At 52.0% G+C, this 18,868-nt stretch carries 18 protein-coding genes; 2 read left to right on the top strand and 16 right to left on the bottom strand.

Going from position 1 to position 18,868, the window contains the following annotated elements:
• Positions 1-171: 171 nt before the first annotated feature.
• Complete coding sequence (gene cutC / locus BEB42_RS08950) at positions 172-918, bottom strand: copper homeostasis protein CutC (protein ID WP_105267295.1); 747 nt, start codon at positions 916-918, stop codon at positions 172-174.
• 13 nt (positions 919-931) lie between these two features.
• The gene (locus BEB42_RS08945) at positions 932-1,498 is read right to left on the bottom strand and encodes a VOC family protein (RefSeq protein WP_010365140.1); all 567 of its coding nucleotides are present in this window, start codon (positions 1,496-1,498) and stop codon (positions 932-934) included.
• 215 nt (positions 1,499-1,713) lie between these two features.
• Here BEB42_RS08945 and argS point away from each other — a divergent pair, with 215 nt between their 5' ends.
• Positions 1,714-3,447 carry an arginine--tRNA ligase gene (gene argS, locus BEB42_RS08940; RefSeq protein ID WP_001025314.1) on the top strand — a complete coding sequence of 578 codons (1,734 nt, stop codon included), beginning with the start codon at positions 1,714-1,716 and terminating at the stop codon, positions 3,445-3,447.
• A gap of 41 nt (positions 3,448-3,488) precedes the next feature.
• On the opposite strand, the gene yecV is transcribed toward argS, so the two are convergent.
• The gene (gene yecV, locus BEB42_RS26675; protein WP_211180499.1) at positions 3,489-3,533 is read right to left on the bottom strand and encodes a protein YecV; all 45 of its coding nucleotides are present in this window, start codon (positions 3,531-3,533) and stop codon (positions 3,489-3,491) included.
• Positions 3,534-3,623: 90 nt separating this feature from the next.
• On the opposite strand from yecV, the gene BEB42_RS08935 reads away from it, so the two are divergent.
• Positions 3,624-4,112 carry a lysozyme inhibitor LprI family protein gene (locus BEB42_RS08935; protein WP_001370468.1) on the top strand — a complete coding sequence of 163 codons (489 nt, stop codon included), beginning with the start codon at positions 3,624-3,626 and terminating at the stop codon, positions 4,110-4,112.
• A gap of 120 nt (positions 4,113-4,232) precedes the next feature.
• Here BEB42_RS08935 and flhE read toward each other — a convergent pair whose 3' ends face one another.
• From flhE to motA, 13 genes are all read right to left on the bottom strand, one after another.
• Positions 4,233-4,625, bottom strand: a complete 393-nt coding sequence (flhE, locus tag BEB42_RS08930) for a flagellar protein FlhE (RefSeq protein WP_001202067.1) — start codon at positions 4,623-4,625, stop codon at positions 4,233-4,235.
• Positions 4,625-6,703 (bottom strand): flagellar biosynthesis protein FlhA, encoded by a 2,079-nt coding sequence (gene flhA, locus BEB42_RS08925; protein ID WP_105267294.1) that lies wholly within the window; start codon positions 6,701-6,703, stop codon positions 4,625-4,627. Before flhA ends, flhE begins: the two co-directional genes overlap by 1 nt.
• A complete protein-coding gene (flhB, locus tag BEB42_RS08920) occupies positions 6,696-7,844 on the bottom strand; it encodes a flagellar biosynthesis protein FlhB (protein ID WP_001278916.1) in 1,149 nt (382 codons plus the stop codon). The genes flhA and flhB overlap by 8 nt, the downstream gene beginning before the upstream one ends.
• 187 nt (positions 7,845-8,031) lie before the next feature.
• Positions 8,032-8,676 (bottom strand): protein phosphatase CheZ, encoded by a 645-nt coding sequence (gene cheZ / locus BEB42_RS08915; RefSeq protein ID WP_000983615.1) that lies wholly within the window; start codon positions 8,674-8,676, stop codon positions 8,032-8,034.
• 10 nt (positions 8,677-8,686) lie between these two features.
• Positions 8,687-9,076, bottom strand: coding sequence for a chemotaxis response regulator CheY (gene cheY / locus BEB42_RS08910; RefSeq protein WP_000763867.1), 390 nt, complete (start codon positions 9,074-9,076; stop codon positions 8,687-8,689).
• A 14-nt stretch (positions 9,077-9,090) separates the two neighbouring features.
• Positions 9,091-10,140 (bottom strand): protein-glutamate methylesterase/protein glutamine deamidase, encoded by a 1,050-nt coding sequence (gene cheB / locus BEB42_RS08905; protein ID WP_000036371.1) that lies wholly within the window; start codon positions 10,138-10,140, stop codon positions 9,091-9,093.
• A gap of 2 nt (positions 10,141-10,142) precedes the next feature.
• Positions 10,143-11,003: a protein-glutamate O-methyltransferase CheR gene (gene cheR / locus BEB42_RS08900; RefSeq protein ID WP_000204337.1), complete on the bottom strand. Its 861-nt coding sequence runs from the start codon at positions 11,001-11,003 to the stop codon at positions 10,143-10,145.
• 18 nt (positions 11,004-11,021) lie between these two features.
• A complete protein-coding gene (gene tap, locus BEB42_RS08895) occupies positions 11,022-12,623 on the bottom strand; it encodes a methyl-accepting chemotaxis protein IV (RefSeq protein ID WP_000483194.1) in 1,602 nt (533 codons plus the stop codon).
• A 45-nt stretch (positions 12,624-12,668) separates the two neighbouring features.
• Positions 12,669-14,330 (bottom strand): methyl-accepting chemotaxis protein II, encoded by a 1,662-nt coding sequence (gene tar, locus BEB42_RS08890; protein ID WP_001353143.1) that lies wholly within the window; start codon positions 14,328-14,330, stop codon positions 12,669-12,671.
• A gap of 144 nt (positions 14,331-14,474) precedes the next feature.
• Entirely contained in the window at positions 14,475-14,978 is a 504-nt protein-coding gene (gene cheW, locus BEB42_RS08885; RefSeq protein WP_000147302.1) for a chemotaxis protein CheW, read from the bottom strand.
• A gap of 20 nt (positions 14,979-14,998) precedes the next feature.
• Positions 14,999-16,963 carry a chemotaxis protein CheA gene (gene cheA, locus BEB42_RS08880; protein WP_010365122.1) on the bottom strand — a complete coding sequence of 655 codons (1,965 nt, stop codon included), beginning with the start codon at positions 16,961-16,963 and terminating at the stop codon, positions 14,999-15,001.
• 4 nt (positions 16,964-16,967) lie between these two features.
• A complete protein-coding gene (motB, locus tag BEB42_RS08875) occupies positions 16,968-17,894 on the bottom strand; it encodes a flagellar motor protein MotB (RefSeq protein WP_000795625.1) in 927 nt (308 codons plus the stop codon).
• Positions 17,891-18,778, bottom strand: a complete 888-nt coding sequence (motA, locus tag BEB42_RS08870) for a flagellar motor stator protein MotA (protein ID WP_000906336.1) — start codon at positions 18,776-18,778, stop codon at positions 17,891-17,893. Before motA ends, motB begins: the two co-directional genes overlap by 4 nt.
• Positions 18,779-18,868 lie beyond the last annotated feature (90 nt).

The raw sequence follows: 18,868 nt of genomic DNA, 5'->3' as shown, positions 1-18,868 counted from the left end.
GAATATATAAAAATTTTTAGCACAACGCTATGCGCACTGTCACGCGCTCAACTGATCACAGAAATCGTTCGTTTTTTATACTTCTCGGGGATAAAAAAAGGCCCCTGTTGAAATTGCAGGGGCCTGGTACGAGCAAGCATCATATTGGGCGACATGATGCAACGGTAAAAATCATTTGGCCTGACGGCGTTCAATGATTCCTTTCATTTCAGCAACCGCCGCCCCGTCTACGACATAACGCGAATACTCGTCCGCGTGTGCATCTGATGACATGGACAATCCTTGATTACGATAACGCATTGGTGAGGCTTGCCACGCTCCCGCGGAGCTATGGACTTCCAGCACTCCGGCATCGAGGAAGTGGTGCAGGTTTTCTGCACGGACTCCTGCTCCGGCCATAATGATTGGAGCATCACCATGGGCAATAAGTTCCATAATTTTTGATAAACCTTGCAGTGCGTCTGATTTTTGCCCTGATGTCAGTACCCGAGCAACGCCCAATTCCGCAAGATTATTGAGTGTATTTAAAGGGTTAGCGCACATATCGAAGGCGCGATGAAAAGTCACTGCCAGCGGACCGGCAACAGCCATTATTTTTTCCATTCGTGGCATATCGACATTCCCGTCAACATCGAGAACGCCCGTCACCAGTCCAGGAAAACATAATTCGCGGACTGTGCGCACATCCTCAAGAATGGCGGCAAACTCACCGTCGCTGTAGCAAAAATCACCACCGCGTGGGCGAATAATTGGATGCACAGGGATCGTCACCCGCTGGCGCACGGATTTCAATACCCCCAACGACGGCGTTAAGCCCCCCTCTTTTGGGGCTGCGCATAATTCAACTCTGTCTGCGCCGTTTTGCTGCGCCGTTAGCGCGCATTCCATGCTGTAACAGCAAATTTCCAGTAATGCCATTTTTGCTCCTTAATTACGCCGGCTGCTCGCTGGCAACGATCTCTTCAATGGACCACGGATGAAATTTAATCGTCGTTTTGCTATCGGTGACCGCCAGTGTCGGATTCGGTAATCGCTCATGCTCACCTTTTGGCGAACTGGTTTTAACCGAGATCCCCGGAAGGCTGAGTCCTTCATCAGAAAGCAATGCCAGCGCACGGGCATTCAACGTTTCAGGATCACCTGGCAGAACGATTTCAATATGTTCCCAACCTTCGTGCGGGTAACGTTTTTCCCCAGGCCACGGTAGCTCTACAATTGAAAACTGCCAGTGCGCAACCTGTACCGGTTCATGCAATTTAAACAGACAAATCGGCCTGCCATTGATCATATTTTCTGACAAAAGCTCGCCGCACTGTTCAAACCCGCGACGCCAGCGTTCAGCGGTGACGTTTTGATGGCAACGCAAAGAAATGTGATCGGCAGTCAGTGGAGTGATATCCAACCCCAGACGGCGGGAAAGTTCATCTAATGCGTGGGTAAATCGCGGTAAATCCGATGCAATATCCTGCAGCTCGTCGATAGATTGCCAGTTCGCCATAATCACTCTTCGTCTTTCAGTAAAAGCGTTAATTTACCCTGTTGCCCTGCGCCAACCAACCGCTGATTTCACGCCACTTCTGATGCAATGGTGAAAACGGCAATACGCCACGCGCACGTTGCTGACGAAAACAGCCATTTGCAGTATACTCCCGCCCTAATTTCTTTAACTGGTGCGGGTAATTTTTGCTCGCTTCATCAATGTAAGGTATTCCGGTGAATATTCAGGCTCTTCTCTCAGAAAAAGTCCGTCAGGCCATGATTGCGGCAGGCGCGCCTGCGGATTGCGAACCGCAGGTTCGTCAGTCAGCAAAAGTTCAGTTCGGCGACTATCAGGCTAACGGCATGATGGCAGTTGCTAAAAAACTGGGTATGGCACCGCGACAATTAGCAGAGCAGGTGCTGACTCATCTGGATCTTAACGGTATCGCCAGCAAGGTTGAGATCGCCGGACCAGGCTTTATCAACATTTTCCTTGATCCGGCATTCCTGGCTGAACATGTTCAGCAGGCGCTGGCGTCCGATCGTCTCGGTGTTGCTACGCCAGAAAAACAGACCATTGTGGTTGACTACTCTGCGCCAAACGTGGCGAAAGAGATGCACGTCGGTCACCTGCGCTCTACCATTATTGGTGACGCAGCAGTGCGTACTCTGGAGTTCCTCGGTCACAAAGTGATTCGCGCAAACCACGTCGGCGACTGGGGCACTCAGTTCGGTATGCTGATTGCATGGCTGGAAAAGCAGCAGCAGGAAAATGCCGGTGAAATGGAGCTGGCTGATCTTGAAGGTTTCTACCGCGATGCGAAAAAGCATTACGATGAAGATGAAGCGTTCGCTGAGCGTGCACGTAACTACGTGGTAAAACTGCAAAGCGGTGATGAATACTTCCGTGAGATGTGGCGCAAACTGGTCGACATCACCATGACGCAGAACCAGATCACCTACGATCGTTTGAACGTGACGCTGACCCGTGATGACGTGATGGGCGAAAGCCTGTACAACCCGATGCTGCCGGGTATCGTGGCTGATCTCAAAGCCAAAGGTCTGGCTGTAGAAAGCGAAGGCGCAACCGTCGTATTCCTTGATGAGTTCAAAAACAAGGAAGGCGAACCGATGGGCGTGATCATTCAGAAGAAAGATGGCGGCTATCTCTACACCACCACTGATATCGCCTGTGCAAAATATCGTTATGAAACATTGCATGCCGATCGCGTGCTGTATTACATCGACTCCCGCCAGCATCAACACCTGATGCAGGCGTGGGCTATCGTCCGTAAAGCAGGCTATGTGCCGGAATCCGTACCGCTGGAACATCATATGTTCGGCATGATGCTGGGCAAAGACGGCAAACCGTTCAAAACGCGTGCTGGCGGTACGGTGAAACTGGCCGATCTGCTGGATGAAGCCCTGGAACGCGCACGCCGTCTGGTGGCAGAGAAGAACCCGGATATGCCAGCCGATGAGCTGGAAAAACTGGCTAATGCGGTTGGTATTGGTGCGGTTAAATACGCAGATCTCTCCAAAAACCGTACCACTGACTACATCTTCGACTGGGACAACATGCTGGCGTTTGAGGGTAATACCGCGCCATACATGCAGTATGCTTACACGCGTGTATTGTCCGTGTTCCGTAAAGCAGAAATTGACGAAGAGCAACTGGCTGCAGCTCCGGTAATCATCCGTGAAGATCGTGAGGCACAACTGGCAGCTCGCCTGCTGCAGTTTGAAGAAACCCTCACTGTGGTTGCCCGTGAAGGCACGCCGCACGTGATGTGTGCTTACCTGTACGATCTGGCCGGTCTGTTCTCTGGCTTCTACGAGCACTGCCCGATCCTCAGCGCAGAAAACGAAGAAGTGCGTAACAGTCGTCTGAAACTGGCACAACTGACGGCGAAGACGCTGAAGCTGGGCCTGGATACGCTGGGTATTGAGACAGTAGAGCGTATGTAATCGATTTTTCGTGAGAGTGAAGCCTGATCAGGGTTACCTGATCAGGCTTTTTTATTGCCATCTAAATGTATTCTGAAAATGGACATGCCACTGTTTTCTCACTATTGGATAAGAGGCCAGAAGCGTAATATCCGGCCCCAGGGAAACGATAACGGTTGAATTTAAGGAATACCGCAGTGTTTAAATTTCTTGTATTAACATTAGGCATTATCTCTTGCCAGGCTTACGCAGAAGATACGGTTATAGTCAATGACCATGACATTTCAGCCATCAAAGATTGTTGGCAAAAAAATTCAGATGATGATACTGACATTAACGTGATCAAATCATGCCTGCGACAAGAATACAATCTCGTCGATGCGCAATTAAATAAAGCTTATGGTGAAGCTTATCGTTATATAGAACAAGTACCACGCACAGGTGTCAAAAAACCTGATACCGAACAACTTAACTTGCTTAAAAAATCACAACGAGCCTGGCTGGATTTTAGGGACAAAGAATGTGAATTAATCCTTTCAAATGAAGACGTTCAGGATTTAAGTGCCCCTTATTCTGAATCAGAATGGCTCTCATGTATGATCATACAGACCAATACGCGAACTCGCCAGTTGCAGTTATACCGTAACTCTGAAGATTTTTATCCAAGCCCTTTGACAAGAGGATAATTCACATATTTTTGGCATGTTTTGTTGCAAGCTATTCCTGATAAATAATTGCAACAAAACATCGAGCCTTTTTCACTGAGTTATTAAACATGCCGCGAGCGCGTAATTTTTATTTGTCCTTCAGCGATAATTCACAATCACTTCATTACGTTGTACTTTTAGCGGCGGAGTTAACCGCCCGCCGCCAGGCACTTCCCAGATAAATCGCAACGGTTCTGCCGCCGGTATACCGGAAAAGGCCACGGTGGTTCCGCTCTGCCCCTCTAATTCGACACAACGAGATTGTGAACACAAGCGAACCCGCAGCCCTACGGGAGTTGGGCCGATAAGCTGATAACGCCACGCAACCAGCGTCATCAATCCTGATGCAGGTTGTCGCGAAGAAAGAGGCGCTGACGACATCGATTCACCACGGTGATTTAACGTAACGCCCACACTGCTCGCCTGCCACATCCCCTCCCCGGCGGCTTGCGCCAGCAGCGGAAACAATAATATTGCTAATAAGGCTCTCATTATTTGCCGCCAATCGTCGCCGTCATACGGATATGTCGGTTATCTGATAGTTCCAGATTCGACAGCACCACTAACTGCGGCAGGCTGCGACGCAGGAAGCGAGACAATAATGGTCGCAGCGCGTGGTTCACCAATAATACTGGCGGCGCACCCAGCATCTCCTGACGGGATAGCGCTTCCTGAGTTTGTGCCAGTAAACGATCCGCCAGCCCAGGCTCCAATCCGCCCCCACCCTGCAAGGCCTGTAGTAACAAACGTTCCAGCGGTGTATCGAGGCCAATAACATGGACTTCATCTTTGCCAGGAAACCACTGCTGGGTTATAGCCCGTCCTAACGCCACGCGCACGACGGCGGTTAATTCATGTGGATCGCTTTGGATGGGCGCATGTTCCGCCAGCGTTTCGAGAATAGTGCGCATATCGCGAATCGGGACTTTTTCATCGAGCAGATTTTGCAGCACTTTATGCAGTGTGGTGAGCGTGACGACGCCAGGCACGAGATCTTCCGTCAGCTTTGGCATCTCCTGAGCGACACGATCCAGCAACTGTTGCGCCTCCTGACGACCAAACAGCTCTGCGGCATGCTGGCTTATGAGGTGGTTAAGATGCGTAGCCACCACCGTGCTGGCCTCAACCACGGTATACCCTTGAATCTGCGCCTGTTCTTTTAGCGCACTTTCAATCCAGATAGCATTCAGACCAAATGCCGGATCGACGGTCGCCTCTCCAGGTAACGTTCCAGCTGCGGTACCTGGGTTTATTGCCAACCAGCGCCCCGGATATGCATCACCACTGCCTATCTCCACGCCTTTCATCAAAATACGGTAGCGGGCAGGTTGCAGATCCATATTGTCGCGAATGTGTACTACCGGCGGCAGAAAGCCCATTTCCTGAGCAAATTTCTTGCGAATACTGCGAATACGACCCAGTAGTTCACCATCCTGCTGAAAATCGACCATCGGGATCAGTCGATAACCCACTTCCATTCCCAGAGAATCTTCCAGTTGAACATCGTTCCACGTTGCTTCGACAACGGCATTATTCTCTGCCATTTTTACCGGTTTTGGTTCGGCAGGCGCTTTTTGTTCGCGTCCGCGGATCCACCAGGCCAGCCCCAGCAATCCGGCAGTGAACAGCAAAAATACCAGGTTCGGCATTCCAGGCACCAGGCCGAGTAAACCGAGCACGGCGGCGCTTAACAACATAACGCTCGGGTTACTGAAAAGCTGATTCACCATCTGTTCGCCAACATCCTGATCAGTGCTGACGCGCGTAACGATAACCCCCGCGGCGGTAGAAATCACCAGCGCCGGGATTTGTGCTACCAGACCGTCACCAATGGTCAATAGCGTATAACTTTCCGCCGCATGTCCCATGCTCATGCCATGTTGCAGCACACCGACCAGCAATCCGCCGACAACGTTAATGACCATGATGAGGATCCCGGCGATGGCATCGCCGCGAACAAACTTACTTGCTCCGTCCATTGAGCCGTAAAAATCGGCTTCCTGAGTGACTTCACTGCGGCGTTTTTTCGCCTCATCTTCACCAATCAGTCCGGCGTTAAGGTCGGCATCAATCGCCATCTGCTTTCCTGGCATACCATCGAGAACAAAGCGCGCGCCTACTTCTGCGATACGCCCGGCACCTTTGGTAATAACCATAAAGTTGATGATCACGAGAATGACGAACACCACGATACCGATAGCGAAATTGCCACCAACGAGGAAGTGACCGAACGCTTCGACCACCTTCCCTGCCGCCGCCGCGCCAGTATGCCCTTCCATCAAAATGATACGGGTTGAAGCCACGTTAAGTGCCAGACGTAACAGGGTGGTAAACAACAGAATGGTCGGAAACGCAGCAAACTCGAGCGTGCGCTGGGTAATCATCGCGACCAGCAACACCATGATCGACAAGGCAATATTGAAGGTGAACAGCAGGTCGAGTATGAATGCGGGCAGTGGCAGCACCATCATCGACAAGATCAACAGGATCAAAATCGGTCCGGCAAGGATCTGCCATTGTGTCGATTTCAGGTTTGCGGGCAGGCGCAGCATCGCGGCCAGATTACTCATGGGTCGGTTTCTCGTTAATAAAATCCAGGGCTTCCGGCACCGGAAGATGAGTAGGTTGTACAGGGCGCTGTCCACCAGCCAGACGCCAGCGTTTCAGTTGCCAGACCCAGGCCAGCACTTCCGCCACTGCGGCGTACAGTTGGCCTGGGATTTGTTGACCGATCTCCGCATGTCGATACAGCGCTCGCGCCAGCGGCGGCGCTTCAAGCGTAGGGACGTTATTTTCAGCGCCAATTTCACGAATGCGCAGTGCGACCAGCCCTGCACCTTTAGCGACCACTTTCGGTGCGCTCATTTTGTGTTCGTCATACTGCAACGCTACCGAATAGTGGGTCGGGTTATTGACAATGACATCCGCTTTCGGCACATCGTTCATCATCCGACGCCGTGCGGCAGCTCGCTGCATCTGACGGATCCGCCCCTTAACATGAGGGTCGCCTTCGCTTTGTTTAAACTCATCACGAATATCCTGCCGCGACATACGCAGTTTTTTCAGGTGGCTAAAGATTTGGAAAAAGACGTCAAATCCCACCATCGGAATAACACCAAGCACCACCAGCAGTGCGCATAGCCCAACCAGATCCATCGCATTACCCATGGCAGTAATCGGAGACTCAGCCATTAAGCGCATCATCTGCGGCCAGTGATGCCAGAGATAAAACCCCGTCACGCTGCCAACCAGGATGGTTTTCAAAATCGCTTTAAGCAACTCCGCGCCAGTCTGTGCCGAGAACATCCGTTTAATTCCCGGTAGCGGGTTGAGTTTGGAAAACTTTGGCTGCAAGGATTTGCCGCTAAATACCAGCCCCCCCAGCATGACCGGAGAAATGAGCGCCACCAGCACCACGCCGCTAATCAGCGGCAGCAGCCCCAACATGGCTTCTCTGATCAGCAGAATAATCTGCCCGAGGATCAGATTCGGGTCATTGATAATATTGTGATCAAAATGCAGCCCAGCGGAGAGCATGCCCGACAATCGACGGGCCAGCGACACACCGCCAAACCAGATAACACAGACGCCCACCAACAAAATCAGCAGTGAGGTCAGTTCACGGGAACGCGGGATCTGCCCCTCCTCCCGCGCTTTTTCAAGTCGGTGGGGTGTGGGGGCTTCTGTTTTGTCGTCGCTCTCGTCAGACACGTCGCCAATCCTGGAAAGAGTATTAAGCGTGAATGATGCCAGAGCGAAAAGCGTTCAATGGTCTGAGTAAGGGGCAAAACAGGGGGGATTTAGGGCTTTTGCTGCACACATCAAGCATGGTGTGCGTTTGTCGGATGCGGCGTCATCGCCTGATATGACGCGGTTACGCCACATCAGGCAATACAAATCAAAATCCAAGACTATCCAACAAATCGTCCACCTGATCCTGACTGGCTACCACACCGGCTTTGCTGGTATCAACCTGAGGTCCATTAAGCAAACTCTGGTTTTCACGTTTTGGACGCGACTCCTGTTCCGGGATGTTTTCCAACAGCACCATCAGCAATTGACGTTCGATCTCCTGAATGACATCCATCATCCGCTTAATGACCTGTCCGGTGAGATCCTGAAAATCCTGCGCCATCATGATTTCCAGCAGTTGCGCGTTAGTAAAGCTGGTATGCGCGGGGACATCTGCCAGAAATTGCCGCGTATCTGTCACCAGTTCACGGGCACCGGCAAGGTCAATCGGATCGGCAAACCAGTCATCCCAACGTTGGGTTAATGCTTTTGCTGATTTCTCCATTTGATCTTGATGTGGTTGTGACGCTTCAACACTGTTCAGCGCCCGCTCTGCAGCCTGGGCAGTCATCTGCACAACATAGTACAAACGATCGCGGGCATCGGGGATGGCTTCCGCCGCTTCGGCAATTGCCTGATCCAGCCCCAGCTCGCGCAAACTGTCGCGCAACATACGCGTCAGGCTGCCGATGCGCGCAATGATATCGCCAGCTGAATGCTCGTCAGCAGGTTTGATTGATGGTTGCATCATAGTCGCATCCTCACATGCCCAGTTTCTCAAAGATTTTGTTGAGTTTTTCCTCCAGCGTCGCGGCGGTAAATGGCTTCACCACATAGCCACTGGCCCCCGCTTGCGCCGCAGCAATGATGTTCTCTTTCTTGGCTTCTGCAGTCACCATTAACACCGGCAATGCCGACATCGCGCCATCCGCACGAATCGTTTTCAGCAATTCCAGGCCATCCATGTTGGGCATGTTCCAGTCGGAGATAACAAATCCATAACCGCCTGCCTGCAACTTATTGAGGGCGTCGACGCCATCTTCCGCTTCCTCAACATTATTGAATCCCAGCTCTTTCAGCAGGTTACGCACAATGCGTCGCATGGTGGAAAAGTCATCCACAACCAAAAATTTAAGTTCTTTATCCGCCATTTCACACTCCTGATTTAAATACGTATCGCCTGTCCGGCACTGATTTTCGCCAGCATTTGCTGGCTTACCTGGCTAAGATCGACCACTTCGCAAACACCACCCATATTGATGGCCTCGCGCGGCATGCCGAACACCACGCAACTTGCTTCGTTTTGTGCAAGGGTCCATGCTCCCGCCTGACGCATCGCCAACATTCCCGCCGCGCCGTCGTTGCCCATACCGGTCAGGATCACCCCAACCGCATTACGCCCCGCCTGTTTGGCGACAGAATGGAACAACACATCTACCGAAGGCCGATGACGGTTAACCGCCGGGCCGTCGTGAATTTTGATTTGATAATTCGCGCCACTACGCGCCAGCTCCATATGCCGATCGCCCGGCGCAATATAGGCATGCCCCGGCAAGACACGTTCTCCGTCTTCGGCTTCTTTAACCCCGATCTGGCACAGCTTATTAAGTCTGTCGGCAAAAGAGCGGGTGAAACCGGGCGGCATATGCTGGGTAATTAACAGTGCCGGGCTGGAAAGCGGTAACGGTTGCAGGACGTGACGAATTGCCTCAGTTCCCCCCGTTGAAGCACCAATCGCAATCAGTTTTTCAGAACTCAACAACGGCCCCGCTTTCAGCGTTGTCGGTGCCGACAATGGTTTATGTGCCGCAAGGCTCGCCTTTGCTGCCGTGCGTACCTTTTCAGCAATCATTTCGCTATACGCCAGCATTCCTTCGCGAATACCCAACTGCGGTTTGGTGACAAAATCTATCGCCCCCAGCTCCAGCGCGCGCAGCGTAACTTCTGACCCTTTGCCGGTCAGGGAAGAAACCATCACAACGGGCATTGGACGCAAACGCATTAATTTTTCGAGAAAATCCAGTCCGTCCATCCGCGGCATTTCAACATCCAGCGTCAATACATCGGGATTGAATTTCTTAATCAAATCACGCGCAACCAGCGGATCAGGGGCGGTCGCCACCATTTCCATGTCGCTATGGCTGTTGATGATTTCTGTCATGATCTGGCGCATTAGTGCCGAATCATCGACAGATAACACCCTGATTTTGCTCATCGTTAATCCTTACTTAGCGCATACACCGTCTGACCACGCAGCGTGAAGCGGCGCTCAAGGTGGCTAAAGTTTTCAGAGTGACCCGCAAACAGCAATCCGTCGGGTTTAAGGAGCGGAACAAAGCGGCGCAAAATCTCCTGCTGGGTAGTTTGATCGAAGTAGATCATGACGTTACGACAGAAGATCGCATCAAACGGCCCCGGCACGGTGTATTGTTTCGCCAGTAAATTCAGCGGGGCAAAATCAACATAGTTCGCCAGCTCCTGACGCACACGCACCAATCCTTCATGCGGTCCCGTCCCCCGCATGAAGTACCGCTGCAGTTGCTGCGGCGTCAGGTTTTTCAACTCTTCATGGCGATAAATACCGCTTCTGGCTTTTTCCAGCACTTCGGTGTCAATGTCGCTGGCAAACACTTTCCAGCGTCCGGGCGCGGTGCCCAATGTGTCAGCCAGTGTCATCGCAATGCTGTACGGTTCTTCGCCGGTCGAAGCCGCCGCGCTCCATACACGATACTCGCCAGAACGACGCCGGGCATGATCCGCGAGCAGAGGAAAATGGTGTGCCTCACGGAAAAATGCTGTCAGATTCGTGGTCAGCGAATTGATAAACGCCTGCCACTCACCGCTGTGCTGATTAGATTCCAGCAAGTTCAAGTAATGGCCGAAATCTGTCAGTCCCAGCGAACGCAAGCGACGAACTAATCGGTTGTAGACCATATCGCGTTTATGGTCGGCCAGGACGATCCCGGCTCGTTGATAGATCAATTGACTTATCCGCCGAAAATGCGCGTCGGAAAGCGCCAGGCGCTCGGTCATCTGTAACAATAAAGACGTTTGCCCACAGGGCAGAGATGAAGTCATAGCGCCTTCTCAATCACTTCAGGATACCACTGGCGCAATCTGTAACTGCGCCGACTCATGTCTTGCTACTTCATGTTCTTCAAGGGTAAATGCCGCCACGCGCGACGAAAGATTGTCAGCCTGGTTCGCCAGTTGTTCCGTTGCCGCCGCCGCTTCTTCTACCAGCGAGGCGTTCTGCTGTGTCACCTGATCCATCTGGCTAACAGCCTGTGCAACTTGTTCAATCCCACGCCGTTGTTCTTCCGACGCCGAGGCAATTTCTCCCATAATGTCGTTCACGCGGGTTACTGAACTGACAATATCGGTCATGGTCGCGGCGGCGTTATTCACCAGTTTCGAACCCTGCTGGACACGATTGACAGACTCTTCGATCAGTCCTTTGATCTCTTTTGCCGCCTGGGCGCTACGGCTGGCAAGATTGCGCACTTCACCTGCCACTACCGCAAAACCACGCCCCTGCTCTCCGGCGCGAGCCGCTTCCACTGCCGCATTCAGCGCCAGAATATTGGTCTGGAAAGCAATGCCGTCGATAACGCTGATAATGTCGCCAATTTTTTGCGAGCTGGTGGCGATTTCCTGCATGGTGTGAGTCATGGTACTGACCTGGACACCCCCCGCCTGCGCCGTTGTGGCGGCTTTTTTTGCCAGTTCCGACGCCTGTCGCGCGTTATCGGCGTTTTGCCCTACCGTGGCGGTTAATTGCTCCATACTGGCGGCCGTTTGTGACAACGATGCCGCCTGCTGTTCGGTACGACTTGAGAGATCGTTATTGCCTGCGACAATCTCCGCGATACCAATGTGCATCTCCTGGCTTCCCTTACGCACATCACTCACCGTCCCACGTAAAGCCTGCTGCATGGTCTTCAGGCTGGCAAAAATGGCGGTGATCTCATTGCGACCATATACCGCAATCGGACGCGCCAGATTACCCGCAGCAATGCTGTCAAAATGGCTACCGATGATGGCCAGTGGTTGAACAATCATCTTGCGCGTCCACCACAGCGCACTGCTGATGTAGAGCGCTGCAACAATAATCATGCTGATAAACACCAGCGCCGAAATCTGATAGTTACGCTGGCTTTGCGCACTGGCGGCTTCCAGCACATGGTTGATCTCCTGCTGCCAGGCCTCAAAGTTAACGTCAAACGCATTCTGTGATTCCTGCACCGGCGCAGTGAGGAAATCCGAAAGTTGATTACTTTCAAGCCAGGTCGCCTGATGTTCGAGATCGTTGTGCCAGCGGGCAAAACTTTTCTCCGTCTCTTTTTGCAACGCCCTGACGTGCTCGTTGCCCGCAGTCATCGCCATAAAACTTTTAAATAACGTAGAGGATTGCGTCAGACTGGCGCGCGCCGTCGTCATCAACGTTTTAATGTCATCTGCCGGATAGCTAAGCGCCGTCAGAGTGCCCGCTTTATTCAGCGCGGTGCTGGCCTGTAACATCACCGCCCGAGTTTGCGCTAATGCCGCACGTTGCTGATTGCTCTGCTCGACCTGATTCAATCGTTGCAAATCATCGCGAAATGCCCAAAAAGACATGCCGTTACTGCCAATCTGCAAGATCCCGCAGAGAATCAAAATTAAAAACAGCGTGGTCGAAATTCGAATACGATTAAACATCAACGCTCCCCATCAGGCGGCAATGACCGCGTTAGTCAATGCTCGTTAAAATGTTTCCCAGTTTGGATCTTGTTCAGCAATTCGCAGTCGTGGCTGTGCCGGTGGTTGCTCACTGGCAGGACGAGATGATGTTTGCGTTTTATTGGTGAGTGGGCTGGCTGCCAGATGGAACGCAGAAACCGCTTGTGTTAAACGACTGGCCTGTTCTTCCAGCGCAGCGGCGGCAGCAGCTGATTCCTGCACCAGCGATGCGTTCTGTTGCGTGACGCGATCCATTTCCGAAACCGCCAATGCGACTTGATCGATGCCGCGGCTCTGTTCATCTGATGCCGATGCAATCTCGCCCATAATGTCAGTCACGCGAGTGACAGCATTGACGATATTGTTCATTGTTTCCCCGGCGCTTTCGACCAGCACCGAACCGGTATCAACGCGCGAAACGGAGTCTTCAATAAGTGCTTTGATCTCTTTTGCCGCCTGGGCGCTGCGACTGGCAAGATTACGCACTTCGCCCGCCACCACGGCAAAACCACGGCCTTGTTCACCCGCTCGCGCGGCTTCAACAGCGGCATTCAGCGCGAGGATATTAGTCTGGAAGGCAATACCGTCGATAACGCTGATAATGTCGGCAATTTTCTTCGAACTATCGGCGATCTCATGCATCGTTTTCACTACACCATCCACCACTTTGCCGCCATGCTGGGCGGTGTCGGAGGCACTTTGCGCCAGTTGTGAGGCCTGGCGGGCGTTATCGGCGTTTTGCTTCACTGTCGCGGTGAGCTGCTCCATGCTGGCGGCAGTTTCTTCCAGCGCGGATGCTTGCTGTTCAGTACGAGAAGAAAGATCGGTATTGCCCGCCGCAATTTCACGGGTGCCAGCATAGATGGCATCAGAGCCTTCGCGCACATGAGTGACGGTGTCAGTCAAAGAGCGTTGCATATGTGAGACGCTCTGCGCCAGATCGCCCATTTCACTGCGCCCATCAATGGTCAGGGTATTCGCCAGGTTACCACCGGCGATTTCGCGAATATGAGCAATAATTTTTGCCAGCGGTGTAAGCAACATACGGCGAATGCCGTACCACGCCACCAGCAGAATCATTACCACCACCAGCGCGATAACCGCCAGTTGCCACTGGGCAAATCGATAATCATCTGCGTTGTCAGTGACGATATCGCGATACATTTTTTCACTGCTGAGGGCGTACTGAGCAAACGCTTCGCCCATTGCATTTTGCATTCCCTGGGTTGGCTGAGCGAAATAAGCTCCAGTATTGCCATAATCAAGATAATCAATCAGTTCAGTTAATGCTGTGTGATAGTTTTTATATTTTTCATCAATATTACGACTGGTAGCGACCATTTCAGGTAACGGCGCCATGCTTTTGAATTTTTTATAATGTGTCGCGGCCTGGGCCAAAGTTTTCCTGGCGCTATCGAGCAATTCAACTTTGGCGTTACTTTGTTGATTGGAGGAATCCATCATCATCCGCACCGCTGATCGACTCAGGTTAATGCGCGTTTGCAGCATTAAATCCCAGGTTGACGTCAGCTCGCCCTGCTGTTCCCGTAATTGATTGGAAACCACAAAGCTCTTCTGGCTATGGTGAAGGGAGGAAAAAAACAGACTGCCGGAAATAAGTTGTAACAGTGCGAATACCCCCAGCACCATTACCAACAGCGTGACTACGCGGATACGGTTAATCATAAGGCACCTTCCTGAAAACAAGTTGATCTCGTTATCGGCAAGAAGGAGGGAAACTTTATTAATGATGCCATCCACCGCAAAATTGACATAAAAAACCCGATGCGCAGATCATCGGGTTCATTTCAATTGAGGAAATCGGGATAATTACGCCACTTCTGACGCCGCGCTATCTAACAGCGCCATCTCTTCACTGTTCAGCAGTTTTTCAATGTTCACCAGAATCAACATGCGGTCGCCCAGTGCGCCGAGTCCAGTGAGATATTCTGTTGAAAGCGTCACGGCAAATTCCGGTGCCGGACGAATTTGCTCCGCCGTCAATGAAAGCACATCTGAGACGCCGTCAACCACGATGCCGACTACCCGCTGCCCGAGATTCAGGACGATAACTACTGTGTTGTCGTTATAGTCCACATCCACCTGACTGAACTTAATTCGTAAGTCGACAATCGGCACAATAACACCGCGCAGATTAGTGACACCTTTGATAAACGCTGGCGTGTTCGCAATCCGTGTTACCTGATCATAGCCACGGATCTCCTGCACTTTCAGAATATCAATACCGTACTCTTCGTCACCAAGGGTAAATACCAGGAATTCCTGGCCTGACGGCTCGCTGGCCAGCTTTGTTACATTCGTCATACCGGTCATATTGTTACCTTTTTACTCATTCAGGCGGCGGTGTTCGCCATACGTTGTTCGCGGTTTATCGCCTGCAAGGCGGAGACATCAACAATCAGTGCCACGCTGCCGTCGCCAAGAATGGTCGCAGCAGAAATGCCGGGGACTTTGCGATAGTTACTTTCAAGGTTTTTAACCACAACCTGGTGTTGACCAATTAATTGATCCACCAGCAAGGCGTAGCGGCGACCGCCACTTTGCAGGATCACCACAATTCCCTGGGTGGCTTCGGTTTTCGCGCCCGCGACGTTGAATACTTTCCACAATTCAACGATGGGCAGATATTCACCCCGCACTTCCAGCACCCGCTCGCCGCCGGCCAGTGGATGGAGATCAGCTTCACGGGGTTGCAGTGATTCCATGACCGCATTCAGCGGCAGAATGAAAACTTCATCCGCAACGCGTACGGACATGCCGTCGAGGATTGCCAGCGTCAGCGGCAGTAAAATGCGGATGGTAGTACCTGTGCCCTGCTTCGACTGGATTTCGACATGCCCCCCCATCTCCTGGATATTACGTTTAACGACATCCATACCGACGCCGCGCCCGGAGACGTCGGTGACCTGTTCCGCAGTGGAGAAGCCAGGCGCAAATATCAGCATCGCGACTTCATCGTCGCTCATGCTTTCGCTGACAGTCAAACCTTGCGAGGCCGCTTTTGCCAGAATTCGCTCACGGTTTAGCCCCGCACCATCATCGGTCACTTCAATGCAAATGTTGCCGCCCTGATGTTCGGCAGACAGAATTAAATTTCCGACACTGTTTTTACCTGCGGCGAGCCGTTTTTCTGGCAGTTCAATACCGTGATCGAGGCTATTGCGTACCAGGTGGGTCAGCGGGTCGATAATGCGTTCTATCAGGCTCTTGTCGAGTTCGGTAGAACTCCCCACCAGCGTCAGTTCTACCTGCTTGCCGAGTTTTCCCGCCAGATCACGCACCAGCCGGGGATAGCGACTAAAGACATACTCCATCGGCATCATGCGAATCGACATCACTGATTCCTGCAAATCACGGGCGTTACGTTGTAACTGCCCCATGCTGGTAATCAAATCACCATGATTAACCGGGTCCAGTTCGCTGGAACGCTGGGCAAGCATGGACTGGGTGATGACAAGCTCGCCGACGAGGTTAATTAATTGATCAACCTTTTCTACCGCTACACGGATGCTGGTGGATTCACTGCTGCGCGTCGTTTTTTCCCGCTCCACGCGACCGGTTGGCGCTTGTTCGGCTGCCAGTTTAAGCACTGGTGGGGGAGATGTTTTTGGCGAGACTTCTACTGTTTCAAAGGTAATCTGATCGGCCTCGATCACAAAACAGAGTACCGCTGTGATGTCATCTTCGGCAATGTCGCCCGGTAATATTGCCGAGAGAGAATCCGCCCCCTTTACCACGTCAGTTAGGGTTGTCAGATGTCCCAGCTCTTCTTCCAGCAGGTCGACTTCCCCGGCCTTCAGGCGCGAGAGGATAATTCGACGCGGTGACTGACAGCGACTCTGCTCATCTTGCGGTTCACTTTTGGTAACCACACTTAATCGGGCCACTGCGGATGGCATTTCGCCTTTCGCTTCTAATGCCAGTTGACGCAAGGCCTGGCAGATATAATCGAAGCTGTCGGCATCCGGCTCTTGCGACTGTTTATAAGCGTCGAGCTGTTCTTGCATGATGTCCTTCGTTTCCAAAAACAGATTGATAATGTCGGTGTTGAGTTGCATCTCACCTCGTCTGGCTTCATCGAGCAGGTTTTCCATCAGATGCGTGGTTTCCTGCAAAACGCTGAAGCCAAAAGTTCCTGCCCCTCCCTTGATCGAGTGGGCAGCCCGAAAGATGGCATTCAATTGTTCGGCATCTGGCGCTTCCGGCTGCAAAACCAGCAGATGCTGCTCCATATCAGCCAACAGTTCGTCCGCTTCATCAAAAAAAGTCTGATAAAAATCGCTTATATCCATGCTCACGCTGTCACCTCGGTTCGGCTGATGGCATTGTGGGAACACTGACCTGTGGTGCAACCTCAGGTTTTTCCAGGGCGCTTACTGGCTCATTCTGGCTTTCGGCGTTTTCATGCAAAATGGCCTGTTCGGCTTGTTTGTTCAGTACCAGCAGGCTGATACGACGGTTGACAGCATCATCAGGACCGCGATCGCTTAAGCGCATCGTTGCCGCCATGCCGACGACACGTAACACTTTGCCGCCATCCAATCCGCCAACCATCAGTTCGCGGCGGGATGCATTGGCCCGATCGGCAGAAAGCTCCCAGTTGCTGTAACCTTTCTCACCACTGGCGTAAGGGAAATCATCGGTATGACCCGAGAGGCTTATACGATTGGGAATACCGTTCAGTACGGGCGCGATGGCGCGCAGAATGTCGCGCATATAGGGTTCGACGTCGGCACTGCCGGTTCTGAACATCGGGCGATTCTGGCTATCGATGATCTGAATACGTAGACCTTCCTGGACCAGATCGATTTTGAGATGTGGACGTAACGCCCGCAGTTTCGGATCGGATTCAATCAACTGGTCGAGATCGCCACGCAATTTCCGCAATCGACTTTGCTCCATGCGTTTTTTCAGCTCTTCGATGTTCGGCTGCTTATTCACTTCCCCCTGGCTTTGGGTGTAATCATCACCCCCACCGGGAATTGGGCTTTCACTATTAGAAATGCGATCGCCGCCCGTAACCGCAGTCGCCAGTGGAGTCCGGAAGTACTCCGCAATCTGAATCAGCTCTTTTGGGCTGGAGATGGAGATTAGCCACATCACCAGAAAAAAGGCCATCATCGCGGTCATAAAGTCGGCATAAGCAATCTTCCACGATCCATGTGCTGCCCCGTGGCTTTTGGCTTTGCGTCGTTTGACGACAATAATCGGATGCGCTTGATTCTTCATGCTTCCTCGGTTGTCGTCTGTTGTTGCGGATTTTTCACCGCACGCACATGCTCTTCCAGTTCAATAAACGACGGACGTTCGCTGGAATAGAGCGTTTTGCGACCAAACTCAACGGCGATAGGCGGTGCGTAACCGTTCAGATTAGAAAGCAGTGTGACTTTCACGCATTGCATCATTTTGCTGGTTTCGGCGCTTTTCTGACGTAAAACACTCGCTAATGGGGAAATAAATCCGTAAGCCAATAAAATACCGAGGAAAGTCCCCACCATCGCATGTGCGATAAGCGCCCCCAGCTCGGCGGCAGGACGATCGGCTGAACCTAACGCGTGAACGACCCCCATCACAGCCGCGACAATACCAAACGCCGGAAGTGAGTCCCCGACCAATGCCAGACTGTTCGCTGGGACTTCTGCTTCGCTTTCGTGCGTCTCAATCTCTTCATCCATCAGGGCTTCAATTTCGAAGGTATTCATGTGACCGCTGATAATCAGGCGCAGATAATCGACGATAAAATCAAGCATGACGCTATCCGCAAGGATGCGTGGGTAGCTGGCGAAGATCTCGCTCTCACGGGGATTTTCAATATCGCGTTCCAGCGAAAACATCCCCATCTGCCGCGATTTCGCCATCAACCGATAAAGCAGAGCCAGCAGATCCATATACATTGCTTTGGTATATTTGGAGCGACGAAATAGTAACGGCAGCGCCTTCAGCGTGCCTTTAATCGCTTTGCCATTATTGCCGACGATAAACGACCCAATCCCTGCACCGGCAATAATCACCAGTTCAGCGGGTTGATAGAGTGCTCCAAGGCTTCCACCGGTCATCAGATAACCGCCGAAAACTGTACCGAGAACAACCAGGTAACCTAATAAGATAAGCACGACATCATCCTTCCACTGTTGACCATGACAGGATGTTCAGTCGTCAGACGTTAACGCGCGATTGGGGCAAAAAAAAGCAGCGGTACGTCG

Source organism: Escherichia sp. MOD1-EC5990 (assembly GCF_002965285.1).
Classification (GTDB): Bacteria; Pseudomonadota; Gammaproteobacteria; order Enterobacterales; family Enterobacteriaceae; genus Escherichia; species Escherichia coli_F.
Note: the sequence above shows the minus strand (reverse complement) of the source record. Positions and strands in the feature narration are given on the sequence as shown.

What these genes read in the sequence shown, in the direction of transcription:
- cheW (WP_000147302.1), bottom strand. Translation starts at nt 14,978, where the DNA reads ATGACCGGTATGACGAATGTAACAAAGCTGGCCAGCGAGCCGTCAGGC.
- tap (WP_000483194.1), bottom strand. Translation starts at nt 12,623, where the DNA reads ATGTTTAATCGTATTCGAATTTCGACCACGCTGTTTTTAATTTTGATT.
- cutC (WP_105267295.1), bottom strand. Translation starts at nt 918, where the DNA reads ATGGCATTACTGGAAATTTGCTGTTACAGCATGGAATGCGCGCTAACG.
- cheZ (WP_000983615.1), bottom strand. Translation starts at nt 8,676, where the DNA reads ATGATGCAACCATCAATCAAACCTGCTGACGAGCATTCAGCTGGCGAT.
- cheY (WP_000763867.1), bottom strand. Translation starts at nt 9,076, where the DNA reads ATGGCGGATAAAGAACTTAAATTTTTGGTTGTGGATGACTTTTCCACC.
- cheR (WP_000204337.1), bottom strand. Translation starts at nt 11,003, where the DNA reads ATGACTTCATCTCTGCCCTGTGGGCAAACGTCTTTATTGTTACAGATG.
- flhA (WP_105267294.1), bottom strand. Translation starts at nt 6,703, where the DNA reads ATGAGTAATCTGGCCGCGATGCTGCGCCTGCCCGCAAACCTGAAATCG.
- flhE (WP_001202067.1), bottom strand. Translation starts at nt 4,625, where the DNA reads ATGAGAGCCTTATTAGCAATATTATTGTTTCCGCTGCTGGCGCAAGCC.
- BEB42_RS08945 (WP_010365140.1), bottom strand. Translation starts at nt 1,498, where the DNA reads ATGGCGAACTGGCAATCTATCGACGAGCTGCAGGATATTGCATCGGAT.
- motB (WP_000795625.1), bottom strand. Translation starts at nt 17,894, where the DNA reads ATGAAGAATCAAGCGCATCCGATTATTGTCGTCAAACGACGCAAAGCC.
- cheB (WP_000036371.1), bottom strand. Translation starts at nt 10,140, where the DNA reads ATGAGCAAAATCAGGGTGTTATCTGTCGATGATTCGGCACTAATGCGC.
- tar (WP_001353143.1), bottom strand. Translation starts at nt 14,330, where the DNA reads ATGATTAACCGTATCCGCGTAGTCACGCTGTTGGTAATGGTGCTGGGG.